The sequence below is a fragment of the Halorubellus litoreus genome, assembly GCF_037081675.1.
Taxonomy (GTDB): Archaea; Halobacteriota; Halobacteria; order Halobacteriales; family Natrialbaceae; genus Halorubellus; species Halorubellus litoreus.
This window is the reverse complement of sequence record NZ_JAZAQL010000001.1, coordinates 104,416-120,724: the sequence shown is the minus strand read 5'-3', so window position 1 is coordinate 120,724 and position 16,309 is coordinate 104,416. Positions and strand designations below refer to the sequence as shown.

16 protein-coding genes are annotated in these 16,309 nt (G+C 67.0%); 6 read left to right on the top strand and 10 right to left on the bottom strand.

Going from position 1 to position 16,309, the window contains the following annotated elements; translation table 11 throughout:
- Window positions 1-9 precede the first annotated feature (9 nt).
- Together VYJ16_RS00630 and VYJ16_RS00625 are read left to right on the top strand one after the other, a co-directional pair.
- Window positions 10-1,449 carry a hypothetical protein gene (locus VYJ16_RS00630; protein ID WP_336348389.1) on the top strand — a complete coding sequence of 480 codons (1,440 nt, stop codon included), beginning with the start codon at window positions 10-12 and terminating at the stop codon, window positions 1,447-1,449.
- 4 nt (window positions 1,450-1,453) lie between these two features.
- Window positions 1,454-1,771, top strand: coding sequence for a DUF7410 domain-containing protein (locus VYJ16_RS00625; protein ID WP_336348388.1), 318 nt, complete (start codon window positions 1,454-1,456; stop codon window positions 1,769-1,771).
- A gap of 38 nt (window positions 1,772-1,809) precedes the next feature.
- Here the strand turns inward: VYJ16_RS00625 and VYJ16_RS00620 are convergent, their stop codons facing one another.
- A complete protein-coding gene (locus VYJ16_RS00620) occupies window positions 1,810-2,106 on the bottom strand; it encodes a DUF7111 family protein (protein WP_336348387.1) in 297 nt (98 codons plus the stop codon).
- A 125-nt stretch (window positions 2,107-2,231) separates the two neighbouring features.
- Between VYJ16_RS00620 and VYJ16_RS00615 the strand changes: the two genes are divergently transcribed.
- Window positions 2,232-2,504: a PadR family transcriptional regulator gene (locus tag VYJ16_RS00615; RefSeq protein ID WP_336348386.1), complete on the top strand. Its 273-nt coding sequence runs from the start codon at window positions 2,232-2,234 to the stop codon at window positions 2,502-2,504.
- 29 nt (window positions 2,505-2,533) lie between these two features.
- On the opposite strand, the gene VYJ16_RS00610 is transcribed toward VYJ16_RS00615, so the two are convergent.
- The 7 genes from VYJ16_RS00610 to VYJ16_RS00580 form a co-directional block, all read right to left on the bottom strand.
- Window positions 2,534-2,965 (bottom strand): metal-dependent transcriptional regulator, encoded by a 432-nt coding sequence (locus VYJ16_RS00610; protein ID WP_336348385.1) that lies wholly within the window; start codon window positions 2,963-2,965, stop codon window positions 2,534-2,536.
- Window positions 2,962-3,453 (bottom strand): ferritin-like domain-containing protein, encoded by a 492-nt coding sequence (locus tag VYJ16_RS00605; protein ID WP_336348384.1) that lies wholly within the window; start codon window positions 3,451-3,453, stop codon window positions 2,962-2,964. The genes VYJ16_RS00610 and VYJ16_RS00605 overlap by 4 nt, the downstream gene beginning before the upstream one ends.
- Before the next feature lie 21 nt (window positions 3,454-3,474).
- The gene (locus VYJ16_RS00600; protein WP_336348383.1) at window positions 3,475-3,930 is read right to left on the bottom strand and encodes an HIT family protein; all 456 of its coding nucleotides are present in this window, start codon (window positions 3,928-3,930) and stop codon (window positions 3,475-3,477) included.
- 158 nt (window positions 3,931-4,088) lie between these two features.
- A complete protein-coding gene (gene sufD, locus VYJ16_RS00595; protein ID WP_336348382.1) occupies window positions 4,089-5,300 on the bottom strand; it encodes a Fe-S cluster assembly protein SufD in 1,212 nt (403 codons plus the stop codon).
- A 16-nt stretch (window positions 5,301-5,316) separates the two neighbouring features.
- Window positions 5,317-6,747 (bottom strand): Fe-S cluster assembly protein SufB, encoded by a 1,431-nt coding sequence (gene sufB, locus VYJ16_RS00590; RefSeq protein ID WP_336348381.1) that lies wholly within the window; start codon window positions 6,745-6,747, stop codon window positions 5,317-5,319.
- A 33-nt stretch (window positions 6,748-6,780) separates the two neighbouring features.
- Complete coding sequence (locus tag VYJ16_RS00585) at window positions 6,781-7,692, bottom strand: ABC transporter ATP-binding protein (protein ID WP_336348380.1); 912 nt, start codon at window positions 7,690-7,692, stop codon at window positions 6,781-6,783.
- A 218-nt stretch (window positions 7,693-7,910) separates the two neighbouring features.
- Entirely contained in the window at window positions 7,911-10,658 is a 2,748-nt protein-coding gene (locus VYJ16_RS00580) for a DNA-directed DNA polymerase (RefSeq protein ID WP_336348379.1), read from the bottom strand.
- Between the two features lie 176 nt (window positions 10,659-10,834).
- Between VYJ16_RS00580 and VYJ16_RS00575 the strand changes: the two genes are divergently transcribed.
- The 3 genes from VYJ16_RS00575 to VYJ16_RS00565 all read left to right on the top strand — a co-directional run bounded on the left by VYJ16_RS00575 (window position 10,835) and on the right by VYJ16_RS00565 (window position 12,095).
- Window positions 10,835-11,014 (top strand): DUF7331 family protein, encoded by a 180-nt coding sequence (locus VYJ16_RS00575; RefSeq protein ID WP_336348378.1) that lies wholly within the window; start codon window positions 10,835-10,837, stop codon window positions 11,012-11,014.
- Window positions 11,015-11,069: 55 nt separating this feature from the next.
- On the top strand, window positions 11,070-11,561 hold the full coding sequence (locus VYJ16_RS00570; protein ID WP_336348377.1) for a DUF7322 domain-containing protein: 492 nt from the start codon (window positions 11,070-11,072) through the stop codon (window positions 11,559-11,561).
- A gap of 69 nt (window positions 11,562-11,630) precedes the next feature.
- On the top strand, window positions 11,631-12,095 hold the full coding sequence (locus VYJ16_RS00565; RefSeq protein ID WP_336348376.1) for a DUF7346 family protein: 465 nt from the start codon (window positions 11,631-11,633) through the stop codon (window positions 12,093-12,095).
- Window positions 12,096-12,133: 38 nt separating this feature from the next.
- Here VYJ16_RS00565 and rad50 read toward each other — a convergent pair whose 3' ends face one another.
- A complete protein-coding gene (rad50, locus tag VYJ16_RS00560) occupies window positions 12,134-14,839 on the bottom strand; it encodes a DNA double-strand break repair ATPase Rad50 (RefSeq protein WP_336348375.1) in 2,706 nt (901 codons plus the stop codon).
- A complete protein-coding gene (gene mre11, locus VYJ16_RS00555) occupies window positions 14,836-16,215 on the bottom strand; it encodes a DNA double-strand break repair protein Mre11 (RefSeq protein WP_336348374.1) in 1,380 nt (459 codons plus the stop codon). The genes rad50 and mre11 overlap by 4 nt, the downstream gene beginning before the upstream one ends.
- Window positions 16,216-16,309: the final 94 nt, after the last annotated feature.

Genomic DNA, 16,309 nt, shown 5'->3' with positions numbered 1-16,309 from the left:
CGGTCCGCCATGACTCGCGTTCGTCGTCTCGTCTCGATAGTCGTCGCCCTCGTTCTCGCAACCGGTACGGTCAGCGCGCACGGTGCGGCGCTCCGTGAGTCCGCGGGGTCCCTGTCGATACCGACGTGGTTGTTCCTCGCGACCGGTGGCGGCGTCGTCGGCGCGTCGTTCCTCCTGGCGACGTTCGCCACCGACCGGACGTTCGTTCGTCGAAGTCACGACCACGCACGCGTGCTCGCCGCGGTCCCGCGCGTGCTCCGAGCGGTCGTCGCGCCACTGGTCGGCCTCCTCGGCCTGCTCGCCGTGCTCGCGTTCGGGTTCGGTGCGGCGGTCGACGTCGCGCCCGCGGACCCCCAGCAGAACCTCGCCATCCTCCTGGTCTGGGTCGGCTGGTGGGCGGGCTACGTGATGTCGCTGTACCTCGTCGGGAACACGTGGCCGGCACTCGACCCGTTCCGGACGATCGCACGAGCGCTCCCGTCGCTCGACCGCGAGTACCCCGGTCACTGGGGGGCGTGGCCGGCGGTCGTCGGCCTGCTCGCGCTCGTGTTCGTGGAGGTGGCGTTACCGCTCGCGGAGGACCCCGGGCTGCTCGCCGCGGCGGTCGCCGGTTACGGCGCTCTGACGGTTACGGGTGCGGTCACGTTCGGCGTCGACGACTGGTTCGCGACCGCGGACCCGGTCGCGCGAGCGTTCGACCACTACGGTCGCGTCGCACCGCTCGCGCGGACCGACGACGGCGTCGTCCTCCGCATGCCGGGCGCCGGACTCGTCGACGCCACCGGTGAGACGGGTCGCCGTGCGGACGGTCCGAGTGCGTCGGACGCGGACGCGACCGCTGGTGGGCCGTTCGCTGACGCCGGGGGCGTCGCGTTCGTCGTCGCGCTCGTGTTCGCGACGACGTACGACGGGTTCGTCGCCACGCCCGCCTGGCGGTCCATCGCGGAAGCGGTTCACGCCCCGGGCGTTCCGGGCGTCCTCGTGTACGCGATCGCGTACGCACTCGGATACCTCGCGTTCGTCGCCGTCTACCGGTGGGCGGCCCGGAGCGGCCGCCGGACCGGCGACACGTTCGTCGCCGTCGACGAGCTCGCGCGCCGGTTCGCGCCACCGTTGCTCGCCATCGCCGCGGGCTACCACCTCGCGCACTACCTCGGGTTCTTCGTGTCGCTGTCGCTCCCGCTCGCCTCGGCGCTGGCCGCCCCGACCGCACCGCCGGCCCCGCAGCTGTTCGTCCTCCCGTCGTTCTTCGGCGGTATCGCCATCACCGCCATCCTCGTCGGGCACCTGCTCGCGGTCTGGGTCGCGCACGCCATCGGGTTCGAACTGTTCCCCGAACGCCTCCAGGCGGTGCGCGCGCAGTACGCGTTCGTCGCCGTCATGATCGCGTACACCACGCTCAGCCTCTGGATCGTCTCACAACCGACCGTCACCCCTCCGTTCCTCTAAGCCCATGACGCCACCACAGACGGACGTCGACGCGACCGACGCACCAGCGACCGACACCGAGGGACGCGTGGCGACGAGCGTCCCGGCGGACGCGACCGCCCACGAGTGTCCGTACTGCGAGCGGCCGTTCACCCGCGAGGACCGCGTCGCCCTTCACGTCGGCCTCCAGCACTACGACGTCTGCACGCCCGGCGAGGAGGAAGCCTTCGAGGCCGCGTACCTCGCGGAGAACGCGGAGATACGCCGCTATCGTCTGAAGGCCGCCGTCGCGCTCATCCTCCTCTACTTCGGGCTCCTGATGGTGTACGCCGTCGCCGCCTGACGTCGAGTATCGGCCGCAGCCGGTTTGCTCGCTCGCGGCTACATACCCATGTCGGCGCTCGCGTCCGGAATCGGGAGGTCGTGCTCGCGCACGCCGAGGCGTTCGGCGACGTGGTCGAGCGCCATGTCGAACCCGTAGTAGCGCTCCAGTTCGTCGCCGTCGACGCCCGTCCGAACCTTCAGCATCGCGTACCCGTCGCGGTTCTGCGCGACGACCGCCCTCGTCCCGTCGCGCTCGAACTCGAGCACGCGCTCGCTGTCGGTCAGCGAGTACCGCGCCGTGATACCGTTCGCGGTCGCTTCGGTCTCCTCGTCGACAGCAGCGTCGTCGGTCATGCGAGAGCGTTCGGTCCACGGGTACGAAACCCCAGCGGTCCCGGAGTCGAACCGCGGGGACTCTCGGGGTCGGCGAGCGAACGCGGACCGCAACGCCCACGGGCGACGCAAGCGTACCGAGTGGCATGACGAAGTACGTCCAGAGCGGGATGCGTCGCGACGTCCTCGCGCTCCTGGCTAGCGAGCCGCGCCGCGGCCAGCAACTCAAGACCGCACTCGAAGCGCACTACGACGAGCACATCGAACCGAAGACGTTCTACGGCGCGCTCGACGCCCTCGTCGACGCCGGCCACGTCGAGGTGGAGCAAGAAGGCGTTCACGACGTCTACGACCTCACCCCTGGTGGTCGACGGATGCTCGAGACGCACGTCGACTGGCTCGTCGAACAGGTACAGTAAGGTCTCGCCGGTGGAACAGGGACAGACGGTCAGTCCGCGGGGTCCGCGGGCACCGTGAGGTACTCGCACTTGTCCGCGTCCGCGTCGAAGCAATCCGGGCACTCGCTGCGCCGGTCGATGATCGTATCCAGGCGTTCGGCGACCGTGTCGTCGATGACGGCTTCGAGCGCGGTCGCCTCACCGCGGAAGTCCTCCACCTCGAGGACGTTCGCGAGGAAGCGCTCGATGATACAGTACGTCTGGAGGGCGTCCTCGGCACGCCGGATGCCCTCGTCGGTGAGCGTCGCGCCCTTGTACTTCTCGTGGTCGACGAGCTCGCGGTCCTCGAGCTTCCCGATCATCTCGTTGACGCTCGCGGGCGACACCTCCAGCATGTCCGCGAGCATTCCCGTCGCCGCCGGGCCGTCCTCGATGCGTTGCGCCAGATAGATCGCTTTCAGGTACTGTTCTGCGGTATTCATTGGTGGGCCTCCATCAGTTCCGTGACCTCCTCGACGCCCTCGGCTTCCTCCTCGCGAATCTCGGCGAGCACGCCCAGGACGCGCTCGCGGTCGATACTGAACTCGGTGTCGCTCGCCTCGATCGCCTCGATGAGGTCGTCGTAGAACTTGTACGCGGTCTCCTCGTTACACAACTGGTCGTACAGCAGGTCGTCGAAGTCCTCCGGGGCGGTCTGGGCGTACTGCGCTTCGACGAGTGCGTTGATCTCCTCGTAGGGAACCGTCTCCGCGTTCAGGTCCGAGACGAGTGCCTCCAGTCGGTCGCGGTGGGCCGCGGACTCCTCGGCGGCCTCCTCCAGTAACGCCTCGACCGCTGGGTCCCGGTCGCCGGCGTCGAAGGAATCGAGGTGGTGGTGTGCGCGGGATTCGACGACCTCCTCCAGCACGACGCCGATCTGGAGGAGGCGCGCGAGCTGGTGGTCGTCGGTGATGCGCTGTCCCAAACTCATACACCCACGTCCGGGAGCCGGTCACTTAACGCTCTCCCTCTCGCGTTCCGCCGAGTCGCGGTCTCCGTCGGCTTCGAGTGCTGCGGTGACGGCGGCGTGTGCGTCCTCGCGGTCGCCGTCGTACTCCGTCTCCGGGAAGAGGTCGGGGTCGTCGGCGCGTCGACCGACGACGTGGAGGTGGAGGTGCGGGACGGACTGGTAGGACGTGCTGTCGTTGAAGAGGTTCGCGCCGTCGAACCCGCGTTCGCCGCCGCAGAGCTCTCGGGCGAGCACGCGAGCGTGCTCGGTGACGTCCGCGAGCGCGTCCGCGGGGACGTCGAACAGCGACTCGTGGTGGGCTTTCGGAATCACGAGGACGTGCCCGGGTGCAAACGGGTCCAGCGGTGAGAACGCGAGCGTCTCCGCGGTCTCGTCCACCACGAGCGCGTGCGCGTCACCGGCGACGATATCGCAGAAGACGCAGTCGGTATCTGACATACGATGACGGACGTGAACGCCACACCTCACGCTTTCGGCGGTGTGCGAAAGAACAGCAAAGAGAAACACCTCGACAGCGGAACGACCCCGAACGCATCGAGGCGTCGATGCTTCGAGTGCGAAGTCGACAGCTGTCTCCCGGGACTCGCCGCGTACGTCTACTCGCGGAGGCGCTCGGCGACGAGCTCCTCGAGGTCGTCGCGGAGTTCGTCCACGTCGACCTCGTCGAGCACCGGCACGAAGAAGCCCTCGACGAGCATGTTCTTCGCGACCTGCGGGTGCACGCCGCGCGACGTCATGTAGAACAGGTCCTGCTCGTCGACCTGCCCGACCGTCGCGGAGTGACTCGCTTCGGTGTCGTGGTTGTTGATGATGAGCTTCGGGCTCGCGTCCGCCTCGCTCTCGTCGGAGAGCATGAGCGTGTTCTCGCGCTGGTACGAGCTCGTGTCCCACGCGTCCGTTCCGACGTCCTGCACGCCCTCGTACACCGAGCGCGCCTCATCGTCGAGGACGCCACGCGTCACGAGGTCCGCGGTCGTGTGCTCGCCCTGATGCCAGACGCGCGCCGCGATGTCGATGTGCTGGTCGTCGTGCCCGAAGAACGCACCGACGGTCTTCGTCTCCGAGGAATCACCCTTCAGGTACGTCTCGACGCTGGACTTCGTGAGGCGCGAGCCGATGTTGCCCTCGATCCAGTCGACCGTCGCGTACGTCCCGGCGTGCCCGCGCTTCAGCGTGTAGTTGTACGTCTCCTCGTCGAGATTCTGGAGCGCACCGTACTGCACGCGAGAGTTCTCGCCAGCGACGACCTCGACGATACCGCTGTAGTAGCGCGCGCCCTCGACGTCCTCGCCCGTGCTCTGGCGTTCGAGGATCGTGACCGAGGAGGATTCCTCGGTGACGACGAGCGTGTAGTTGAACAGCGACCGCGAGTTCATCGCGGTCCGGATCTTCACGTCCTCCGCGTCCACGCCCTCCGGAACGTAGATGACGGTGCCCGCGGAGAACAGCGCCGTCGACAGCGCCGTGAGGTAGTTCTCCTCGGGGTCGACGACGCTCGCGAAGTGCTCGCGGACGAGGTCGCCGTGCTCGGCGAGCGCCTCGCTCCACTCCAGCACTTCGATCCCCTCGTCGCTCACGCGGTCCTTGTCCTGGGCCGCGTTCAGCGGGTCGACGAGCGTCTCGAAGTCGAGCGCGTGAAGGTTCGTCCAGTCACGACCCGGCGTCCGGATGACGTCCGGCATGTCGAGGTCGTCGAGCGCCTCGAGCGCTTCGACGCGGGTCTCGGTGAGCCACTCCGGCTCGTCGAGGTCCGCGGAGATCTGTTCCACCTGCTCTCGTGTGAGGTTCGCGTGTACCTGCGTACTCATTGTCTCCTCCCGGGAGTTACCCGAGGCTACCCTCCATCTCGAGTTCGATGAGGCGGTTCAGTTCGACCGCGTACTCGATCGGCAGTTCCTCCGTGATCGGTTCGATGAAGCCGGCGACGATCATCTGCTTGGCGTCGTCGTCGTCCAGTCCGCGCGACTGGAGGTAGAAGACGTCCTCGTCGCCGATCTTGCCGACGGTCGCCTCGTGGGCGACGTCGACCTTCGACTCCTGGATCTCCATGTACGGCATCGTGTCCGACGTCGACTCGTTGTCGAACATCAGCGCGTCGCACTCGACGGACGTGGAGGAGTTCTCCGCACCATCAGAGATGTGGACGAGCCCGCGGTAGTTCGTGCGGCCGCCGTCCTTGCTGATGGACTTCGACTCGATCGTCGACTTCGTGTCCGGCGCGTTGTGGTAGACCTTCGCGCCCGTGTCGATGTCCTGCCCTTCGCCAGCGAACGCGATCGTGATGTGGTTGTCCGTCGCGCCACGACCCTTCAGGATCGTCGCGGGGTACAGCATCGTCGCCTTCGACCCCATCGACCCGGACACCCACTCCATCGTCCCCTCGGATTCGACGATAGCGCGCTTCGTGTTCAGGTTGTACGTGTTCTTCGACCAGTTCTGCACGGTCGAGTACTGAACGTGCGCGTTCTCGCCGACGAAGACCTCCACACCGCCGCTGTGGAGGTTGAACGCCGAGTACTTCGGCGCCGAACAGCCCTCGATGTAGTGCACCTCGGAGTTCTCCTCCGCGATGATGAGCGTGTGCTCGAACTGGCCCATCCCCTCGGAGTTCATCCGGAAGTACGCCTGCACCGGCATCTCGACGGTCGTGTCCTCGGGGACGTAGACGAACGACCCACCGGACCAGACCGCGCCGTGCAGCGCCGCGAACTTGTTGTCGCTCGGCGGCACGCACTTCGTCATGAAGTACTCCTTGACCTTCTCCTCGTGCTCCTGGACCGCCTTGTCCATGTCGCAGAAGATGACGCCCTTCTCCTCCCAGCGCTCCTGCATGTTCTGGTAGACGATCTCGGACTCGTACTGCGCGCCGACCCCGCTCAGGGCCTCGCGCTCGGCCTCGGGGATGCCGAGCTTCTCGAACGTGTCCTGGATCTCCTCCGGGAGGTCCTCCCAGTTCTCCGCGCCGCCGCGCGTCTCGATGTCCGGCCGGATGTACGGCACGATCTCGTCGATGTCGACCTCAGAGAGGTCGGGCTGGCCGGGCCAGTCCGTCGGCATCGGCATCTCCTGGAACTGCTTGAGCGCACGCAGACGGCGCTCGTACATCCACTCCGGTTCGTCCTTGTCCTCCGAGATGAGACGGATGGTCTCCTCGGTCAGGCCCTTCTCCGTCTGGAAGGCGGACTTCTCCTCCTTCTTGAACTCGAAGCGAGCCTCGGTGTCGGTCTCCTTCAGGTGGTCTTGATCTGAACTCATGATTGATGTATCCTTGTTTGGTGGGCCAGACGGTTAAGCAGTCTCGTAGACCTGCTCGCGAACCCAGTCGTAGCCCTCGTCCTCGAGCTTCTCCGCGAGCTCGGGGCCCTCGCTCATGACGACCTGGCCGTCGAGCATGATGTGGACCTTGTCCGGCTCCACGTAGTCGAGGATGCGCTGGTAGTGCGTGATCTGGAGGACGCCCGTGCCCTGCTCGTCGCGGAGCGCGTTGATGCCCTGCGAGACGTCCTGGAGGCGATCGATGTCGAGCCCGGAGTCGATCTCGTCGAGCACCGCGATGCTCGGCTCGAGGATGGCGGCCTGCAGGACCTCGTTCTGCTTCTTCTCGCCGCCGGAGAAGCCCGCGTTCAGGTACCGCTGCGCGAACTTCGAGTCCATGTCGAGCTGCTCCATCTTCTCCTGGAGCAGGCCCTGGAACTCGGCGACGCCGACCTCGCCCTCGTCGACGTTACCCTCCATCGGGGACGTCTCGTAGCCGACGTCCTCCTCTTCCTCCTCGTCCGCGTCGTCGTCCTCGAAGAGCTCGTCGCGCTCCTCGAGCTTCGCGTTGAGCGCCGTACGGAGGAAGTTCGTCATCGTGACGCCCTCGATCTCCGCGGGGTACTGGAAGCCGAGGAAGATACCGAGCGCCGCGCGCTCGTTCGGTTCGAGCTCGAGGAGGTTCCACGTGCGCTTGTCCTCCGGAATCTCGAAGTCCTCGCCGAAGTCACCCTCTTCGAGGTGCAGGAGCACTTCGCCGTCTGTCACCTCGTAGGCCGGGTGGCCCGCGATGACCTTCGCGGTCGTGGACTTCCCGGACCCGTTCGGTCCCATGAGCGCGTGAATCTCGCCGGAGTACACTTCCAGGTCGACACCGTCGAGAATCTTCTCGCCGTCGTCCTCCGCCACTTTCGCGTGGAGGTTACTGAGTTCGAGTCGTGCCATTAGTGAAGCCTCTTATCACCTGTAGCCTAGGGTGTGTGCCCCATCAAGCTTTCGTAACGCCACCAGTTCTGCTTTGTCTGCGGGAAATAATCTTTCCCGAAAAACAAACGATGTGCGTGAAAGGCTAGCAACCCTTCGCCGACGGCCCGAACCGCACGCCACTGCTGACCACGCTCACCGAGTGAACGCCACTCTACCCGCACCCTCGACGCCCGCAGCTACATGAACGAACCGAGTCCCGTCTGCTCCTGGCCGGTCTTGACCTCGTCCCACGACATCCCCAGCGCCTCGATGACCCGCGCAATCGGGCCCTTCAGCGTCTTGTCCAGCATCTTCTCGTAGTCCACGCTGAACTCCTCGGGAATCTGGTCGTCGTACTCGAAACATATCACGTCCGGGTCGCGCTTGAACTCCCCGTAGAGCGGATTCTCACGCGGATCCAACCCGAGTTCCTCCTCGACGCGCTCGAAGTACGACGGATGCACGCCCTCCAGGTACAGGCGCTTGGGTTTCGAGCCACTGGAGAAGTTCGTCCCGAACAGGAGGTTCGCGTACTTCGCCCCACGAACCTGCGCCGTATCCGTATCGTAGTTGTCGAGCTTCTTCCCGATACCACCCGGAATCGCGATCTCGTCGTAACTGTACTCGCCCGCGAGGAACTCGTCGATGACCTCGCTCACGTACGACCGGATGTTCTCCAGATCCTCCCCGTACACGATGCGCTCGATGACGTCCTTCTGGACCTCCTTCGTCACCGCCGCGATGTCCGAGCGCTTGTACTCGAACCCCGTGATGTCCACGTCGTCCACGTCCTTCCCCTCCTTCCAGACGATGTGGCCCGCGTATCGCTTCTTCTTCCCCGCCTGGAAGAACCGCCGATACAACTTCTCGAACTCGATCTGGAAGCGATGTTCCTCGCCCGCGTCGAGTTCGACGTTGAGCTCGTCGCGTGCGAAGTCGTCGTACGAGGCGTTGATGTACTCCTCTATCTCGAAGGACTGTTCGATGGCCTCCTCGGTCCCGACGTCCGGCCCGAGTTCTATCATGACGCTGTCAGTGTCGCCATATGCGACATGATGCCCCAACTCGTTCGCAGACCTCTCCGTGAACTCTATGACCTCTCTCCCCGTTGCAGTGACGGCAGCGCCCATCTCCTTGTCGTACAGCCGGAACCGGTCCCACCCAAGCACGCCGTAGAGAGAATTCATAATAACCTTGACAGCTGCTTGCTGCTGGTCGTAGGTCTCGTACTCGACGGTGCCGGGTTCGTGCTCGTTCCGTAGCGCCTTCTTGTCCTCGCGTTCGCCGAGGAGTTCGTCGACCATCTCGCGGATCATGCCGTCCGGTTCTTTGCGGAAGTGCGTCCCGTTCGGCGCGCGGTACGTGTCGCCGTCGTACGCGTCGGGGTCGACCTTCGTCTCCGGGCTCGCGTTCACGGTCACCATGCACATCGGGTAGAGGCTCTTGAGGTCGAGCACGGTGACGTTCTCCTTGACGCCCGTGATGGGGTCGAAGACGGCGCCGCCCTCGTAGTCCTCGCTCTCCTGTTGGCCCTTCGAGGGGAGCGCGAACTCGCCGTGGACCTTGTGGAGGACGTACATGTCGACGGTGTCGCCCGCCGTAGGGGCGTCCTCGAGCTTGCAGCCGACGAACGTCCGGACCTCGTCGTAGAACGCGACGATGTCCTGCTTGCGGTCGAGCTCGACGCAGAGCTCGACGTCCCGGAGGTTGTACTCGAGGAGTCGCTTCGGTTCCTGCTCCCAGAGGTCGCCGATGTCCCCCGAGTAGCGTTCCTTCCCGACGTCGAGTTCGGTCTCGCCGACTGCGTCGAGCCGGTAGGAGTCGAGTTCGGTGAACTGCCGGCTCTTGTACGCGTAGAGGAGGTCGAAGACGACGCGGCCCTTGACGTCCGGGCCACCCCAGCCGGACCGCCATACCTCGTTGACGCGCGACAGCCGGTTCGCGTCGAGGTCGTGGTCGTGCGTCGGCGACTGGAGGACGTCCAGGCGGTCGAGGAAGTACGGCGCGTCGAAGTCCTCGAAGTTCCACCCCGTCATCACGTCCGGGTCCGTCTCCGTGACGTAGTCGAGGAACGCCGCGAGCATCGCTTCCTCCTCCTCGAACACCTCGACGCGGTAGTCCATCTCGTCGGGGATGGGGTCGTAGTCGAGGTCGTCGGTGCTCGTCGTCGCTCCCGTGGCGTCGGCGACCTGGAGCCAGCAGACGTACTCGTCGCGATACGAATCGTGACTCGTCAGGCAGACGATCTCCTCCTCGCCGTCCTCGGGGAAGCCGTTCCGGTCGTCGACCTCGATGTCGAACGTGTTCACGCGCGGCGTCACGGTCGCGTCCGTCGCTTCGACGTCCTCGTGGTGGACGCGGATGGCGGAGCCGTCGTCGTTCCACGCGTTCGGGACGCGCAGCCCGCTCTTGACGTCCTTGTCGATGAGGAAGCGGTTCGGGAAGAGGATGTCCGCCTCGTAGTGCTCGAAGTGGTCGCGGACGTTCCCGACGTCCCGCGGCGTCCGCCCGAAGATCCGCGCGAGTTCGTCCCCGCGGATGCTCTCGAAGGGGTTGCCGTCGTCGTCCGCGAGCTCGTACCCGGTGAGGCCGTCGAAATCCGCGATGCGTTCGTCCGAAATGTTCTCGACGGGCGCGTAGAAGTACGGCTGGAACCCGTACACCTTCACGTGCACGGCGGTCTGGTCGTCGGGACGGCGGCCGAAGACGTGGATGATGGGCTCCTCGTTCTCGCCGCGACCCTCGATGGTGTAGTCGACCTGCGTGACCGCGACGTCGAGGTATCCGTCGGCGTCCGGGAGGCCCTCTCGGTCGGTGTCGACGACGGACGCCTCCGAGGAGACGTCGTCGGCGATCGCCCGTGCTTCCTCGTCGGGCCGGTCGCCGTCGTCGCCGCCGGAGAACGCGTCGGTCAGCGACATCTGTCCGGCGTCCGAATCTGTCATGTCCACACCCTCGGGGGCCCCCAGTAAAAAGAACCCTGATTAGGTGCGTTCAGCCCGGCCGTCTCGCGCCCGGTAGACGCCGATTAATCCCCGCGCCGTCTTGCGGGTCGTGGGATTGCGGTGGCAACAAGACCTTTATGTATGTGAGTTCTTGGCACAGGTGGAGGTGAACGGGCTTGACCAACCACGCACCAGACGGTGACGAACAGCAGGCCGACGACCGTGAGCCCGAGGCAGACGAGATGGGGTCAATCGAGACATACGAGACGAACGACGGCGTCGTATTCTACGACGCGGAGAACCCGCTCGCGTGGGTGGAAGCCAACGAGACGTGCTCGCTCCGAGAGCGAGCCTGACACCGCGCGACCGCCAACGAACACGCTTTTGCTGCCCTGTATCGAATCTTCGACAGTGACGACCGAGGAGGATTCGCCCGCCGACGGCGACGCTGAACCCGCCGACGCAGCCGCGACCAAGAGCGACGCGTCGGGGCGAGACGAGGACGCGGACGAGCGCCGCGGCGAGAGTGCGGCGGCGTCGGCGGCGCGCGAGGACGCGGAGGCGGACGGCATCGAGTCGCGACTCGCCGGCGGGCCTGACGCGCTCGCCGACCCGCGCGACGGCCTCCAGAATCCAGCGGAGAACGTCCCGCGACCCGAGGTCCCGGACACCACGCCGGACACGCCCGAGGCACCGTCGACGGACGACGTCCCCGAGGGATTGCGCGCGGAGTTCTGGGAGCTCGTGTTCGCCGCGAACGTCGCGCTCTTCGGGCTCTCGCTGGGCGCGATGCTCGTCGGCTTCCAGGAGAACGTCCCCCTCGGATTGCTCGCACTGCTCGTCGGCGGACTCGCCGGGCTCTTCCTCGTCCACAGGTATCGGAACCGCCAGCACACGCCCTGACCGAACCCTGCTCCGACTGCGTTCGCGGGGACCGTGACGCCTAACCGCCCCGCCAGCCAATCCCGGGGTATGCGTACCGTCGAAGGTCCCGATGGCGCCACGCTCATCGTGCGGAAGGCGTCCGGTGACTCGCTGCTCGTCGCCGACCCCGAGACCGGCGAGGAGCGCTACGTCGCGCGCAGCGACGTCACCGAACTCGACGGCGACTCCGCGCTCGCGGCCGCAGCGACCGGCGTTCCGCTCGCGACGCGTCGCGTCCTCACCGCCGTCCACGACGACGAGTCGCTCGGCCTCCTCCTCGAACTCGCCGACCGCGGGCCGCTCCCGGCGGTGACGCTCCTCGACGACTACGACCGCTGCGAGAGCGACCTCCACGGCCTCCTCACCGAGTTCCGCGCCGCCGGGCTCGTCGAAGAGACCCGCGTCCACGGCGAACGCGGATACGACGCCACCGCGCTCGCTCGCGACGGCATCGCACACCTCAGGACGGACGCGAACGGAGACGGCGAGCGACGTGGACTGGGAGGCGATTAACGACCACGTACACCTCGGGCCGAAAACAGCGTCCGCGGTCAGTCGTCGGCGAGCAGGTCCGCGGTCGGCGTCTCCCCGATCTCGACCGTGGAGCGGTTCGTCGTCGAGTCCTTCCGGACGTGCACGAGTTCGTCGGCTGCACCGACGAGTTCCTCGTCGTGACTCACGACGAGGATCTGTTCGACGCCGTAGTCCACGCGCATCGTCTCCACGAGCGTCAACAGCTGGGTGACGTGCCCGGAGTCGAGGAAGACCGTCGGCTCGTCGAGGATGAGCGGCGGCATCGGCGCCGCCCCCTCGACGCCCTCCGCGAGCAAGCGATAGATCGCACAGCGCAGACTCAGGTTGAACAAGGCGCGTTCTCCGCCAGAGAGCTGGTCGGGGTCCAGGGTCTCCCCGTCCTTCTGGTAGACCGTCAACTCGTAGTCGCCCGATAGCTCGATGTGCGAATACGAGTCGTTCTGGTAGACGAGGTCGAACGTCTCGTTCAGCATCCGCTCGAGGGTCTCGACGTTCTGCCGGCGGAGTTCCGCGCGGAGTTCGCCGTACATCTCCTGGAGGTCCTGGGTCTCGTCGTACAGCGACTCCAGGGCGTCGACGCGCTCGCGGGCGGCGTCGCGCTTCTCGCGGAGCGACTCGAGTTCCTCGATCTCGCCGCGAACGCCACCGATGTCGTTCTGGAGTTGGTCCCGCTCCTCGCGGAGCGACTCGAGTTCGGACGCGGCCTTCTCGATGTATCTTTCGGCGCGGTCCTTCTCCGCCCGTGCCTCCTCGACGACGGACTCGTCGACCGCGGCCTCGAGCTCCTGCTTGCGCTCGCGTTTCTCCGCGAGCCACTCGCGGCGCTCCTCGTTCGACTCGGCGAGGCTCGCGCGCTCCTCGCGGAGTCGCTCGACGTCCTCGCGGGCATCCGCGAGCGCGTCGCTCGCCTCCCGGAGCGCTTCGAGCGTCTCGATGCGCGCTTTCGCCTGGGTCTTCTCGCCGTTGGCCTCCCCGAGGTCGCTCCGCAGGTCGTCGGCGTCGTCGCGCGCTTCGGCCGCGGCCTCGCGCTTCTCGGCTGCAGCCGACTCGCGCTCGTCGGCTTCCTCGAGTAGCGACTCGCGGCGTTCCCGCTTGTCGGCGACGCTCGAGCGCTTCTCGTCGAGGAGCTGTCGGAGGTTCTCGAGGTTGTCCTCGAGCGACGCCACCTCGCGCTCGCGCTCCCGCAGCGCTTCGGCGGCCTCGATGCGGTCCGCCACGCTCTCGAGGTCGTCGTCGAGCGCATCGAGTTCCGCTTTTTTCGCGTCGAGGCGCTCGCGGTCCTCGTCCAGCGAGTCGACGTGCGGCGACCCGTCGACGGACTGCCCGCACTCCGGGCACTTCCCCTCCTCGAGGAGACGCTCGCCTTCCTCGATGCGGTCGCGGAGCGACTCCACCTCGGCCCGGACCGCGTCGCGCTCCTCGCGCAGGTCGTCGCGCTCGGCTTCGCGCTCCGCGACGAGCGACTCGGCGTCGCCGAACTCGACGGGCGCGTTCTCGAACGCCGCCCGCTCCTCAGCGATGTCGTCCTCCAGATCCTCGACCTTCGCCTCTCGGTCCGCGAGTTCGTTCTCCGCCGTCTCGACGTCGTCGGCGAGCGACTCGGCTTCCTCGCGCTTCGTGTCGGCCTCCGCCTCGAGTTCCTCGGCGCGCTCCGCGAGCCGGTCCGCCTCGTCCGTCTTCGACCCGATGTCGACCGACAGCTCGTTGATGCGCTCCTGGAGCGCGTCGACCTCGTCCTCGAGGGCCGCGACCGCGTCGTCGACCGCGTCCACGTCGACGGTCCCGTCTCCGTTCCGCACCGCCGCTGCGTCGAGCGACGACGCCTCGAGGTGCTCCGATACTGCAGTCTCGTGCTCGTCGGCGGCCTCCCGACGCTCCGCGATGCGCTCCTTGAGGTCGTCGCGCTCGCGCTCGGTCTCGCTGATCTTCGCCTGGAGTTCCTCGACGTCGTCCTCGATGGCCTCGAGCTCCTCGCGTTTCTCCTCGTGCTCGTCCAGGACGGCTTGCGCGTCGTCGCGCGTCCCCTTCGCGGTCTCCACCTGCTCCTCCAGGCGCTCTATCTCCGCGGTCGTCTCGTTGCGCTTGGATTCGAGCGCGTTCAACCGATCGTGGAGGCCCTTCGCCTCCTTCTCCTCGACGTCCGATTTGCGATTTTCATAGGTCTGTTCTGCATCTCGAAGAACGTCTCGTACTGCCAACCGCGCGTCGCTCGCGCGCTCTCGGTACTCCTCTAGCTTCCCGAGCTGGAGGAGGTCGTCGAGCATGTCCTGTCGCTCGCTGGGGGTGGCGTGGATGAGCTTGTTCACCTCGCCCTGCTGGACGTACGCGCAGTTCACGAACGCGTCCGCGTCCATCCGCAGGAGGTCCGCGATGGCGCCGTCGACCGCGGTCGCGCCCTCCCACGTCTCGTCGTCGGGGCCTTCGAGCAGGCAGTCGTGACTGACGCGGTCGCCGTAGTCCTTCAGCGACCGTTCGAGGTGGTACTCGGCACCGGCGTGCCGGAACCAGAGTTCGACGACCGTCTCGTCCTCGCCGGTTCGGATGACGCTCTCCCGGGTGCCGTCGATGGCGGCGCTCCCGTAGAGCGCGAAGAAGCACGCCTCCAGGAGCGAGGACTTCCCGCTCCCGTTCACGCCGTGGACGACCGTGACGCCGGGTTCGAGCGAGAGGTCGGCGTCCGCGTAGCACTTGAAGTTCTCGAGGGCGACCCGCTGGAACCTCACAGGAACTCACCCATCGAGGACTGGTCCTCGCCGTCGCCGCCGTCCGCGGCCGCGGCGTCGACCGCCGCCGACTGGTCGTCCCCGTCGAGCGATTCGTCGGTGGCCTCGTCCGCGGCGTCGAGCGATTCGTCGGTGGCCTCGTCCGCGGCGTCGAGCGATTCGTCGGTGGCTTGGTCGCCGACCGTTTCGTCGTCGTCGGCGTTCGCCGCGTCGTCTGCGGTGGCGAACGCGTCGAGGGCGTCGTCGTCGACGATGTCCCGGACGCGCTTTTCGACGGTGCCGCGGACGTTCGAGTCCGCGACCGCGCTCTCGCGGACGGTCTCGTCGATCCCACGCGCGGCCTCGCTCAGTCCGAGGTCGCGGACGCGCTCGCGGACCGCCTCGTCGGGGTCCGCGAACGAGACGTTCGTCTCCGTGTCGACGGTGACGTCCCGCCGGTCGTTCACGCGAACGACGAGCGCGCCGTCGTCGAGCGCGAGCTCCTCGATGGGTGCAGGCGTCACGGGCTCGCCGTCGCCGCGGATGGTGACGACGACCACGGCGTCGGTCGCGTCGTACTGGCGGATGGCCTCGCGAACGCGGTCCGCGCCCTCACCTGGTTCGAGGTCGACGTCCACGAACACGAACTCGCGCGTATCCAGGCCCCGTCGCGAGATGGCAACGCCCTCGCCGAGTGCGTCGGAGTTCGGTTCGTCCGTGCTCGTCTTCTCGTCCGCGTCGAACGTGACGATGTTGTAGCCGCGGTCGTCGCGCTCGCTCGCGCTCGCACGCTCGGTCGACCCACAGTACGTCACCCACGCGTCCTGGACGCGCTCGGTGCCGGGCGCGTGGTTGTCGCCGAGGAGGACGGCGTCGAAGGCGACCGTGGATTCGTCGAGGAGTCGGTCGGTGTCCCAGTCGGCGTGCGCGAACGGCTCGAACAGCCCGTGCGAGACGAGCGCCGCGTGCGTCGCGTCGTGCTCGGTGAACTCGTACTCGAGGTCCTCGCGTCGCGACCGCGGCACGAAGTCCAGCCCGTAGAACGCGGTGTCGTCGACGACTCGCGGTTCGTCGCCGAGGCGTTCGGCGAGCCCGAGGTCCTCGAAGAGGTCGAGCCACTGTCCGTCGCGCTTCCCCTCGTGGTTCCCGACGACCGCGAGGAACGGGATGCCGGCGTCCCGGAGGTCGCGCAACGCGGCGACGGTTCCCTGGAGGTCCCGGAGGCCGGGTCGTCTATCGTGGAAGAGGTCTCCGGCGTGGACGACCGCGTCGACGTCGTCGTCGACGGCGTCGGCCACCACCTGCTCGAACGCCGCGAGGAAGTCCCGCTGGCGCTCGGGCGAGTGGTACTGGCGGTAGCCGACGTGGGTGTCGCCCGTGTGAATCACCCGTGTCATACCCCGGCCTTGGCCGGCATCGCCTAAAGGGGTTTGCAGAGCGCGGCGGAAGTGAACGGCGCCGGTGGGGGGTACCGCACGCGTACGTCGTCGC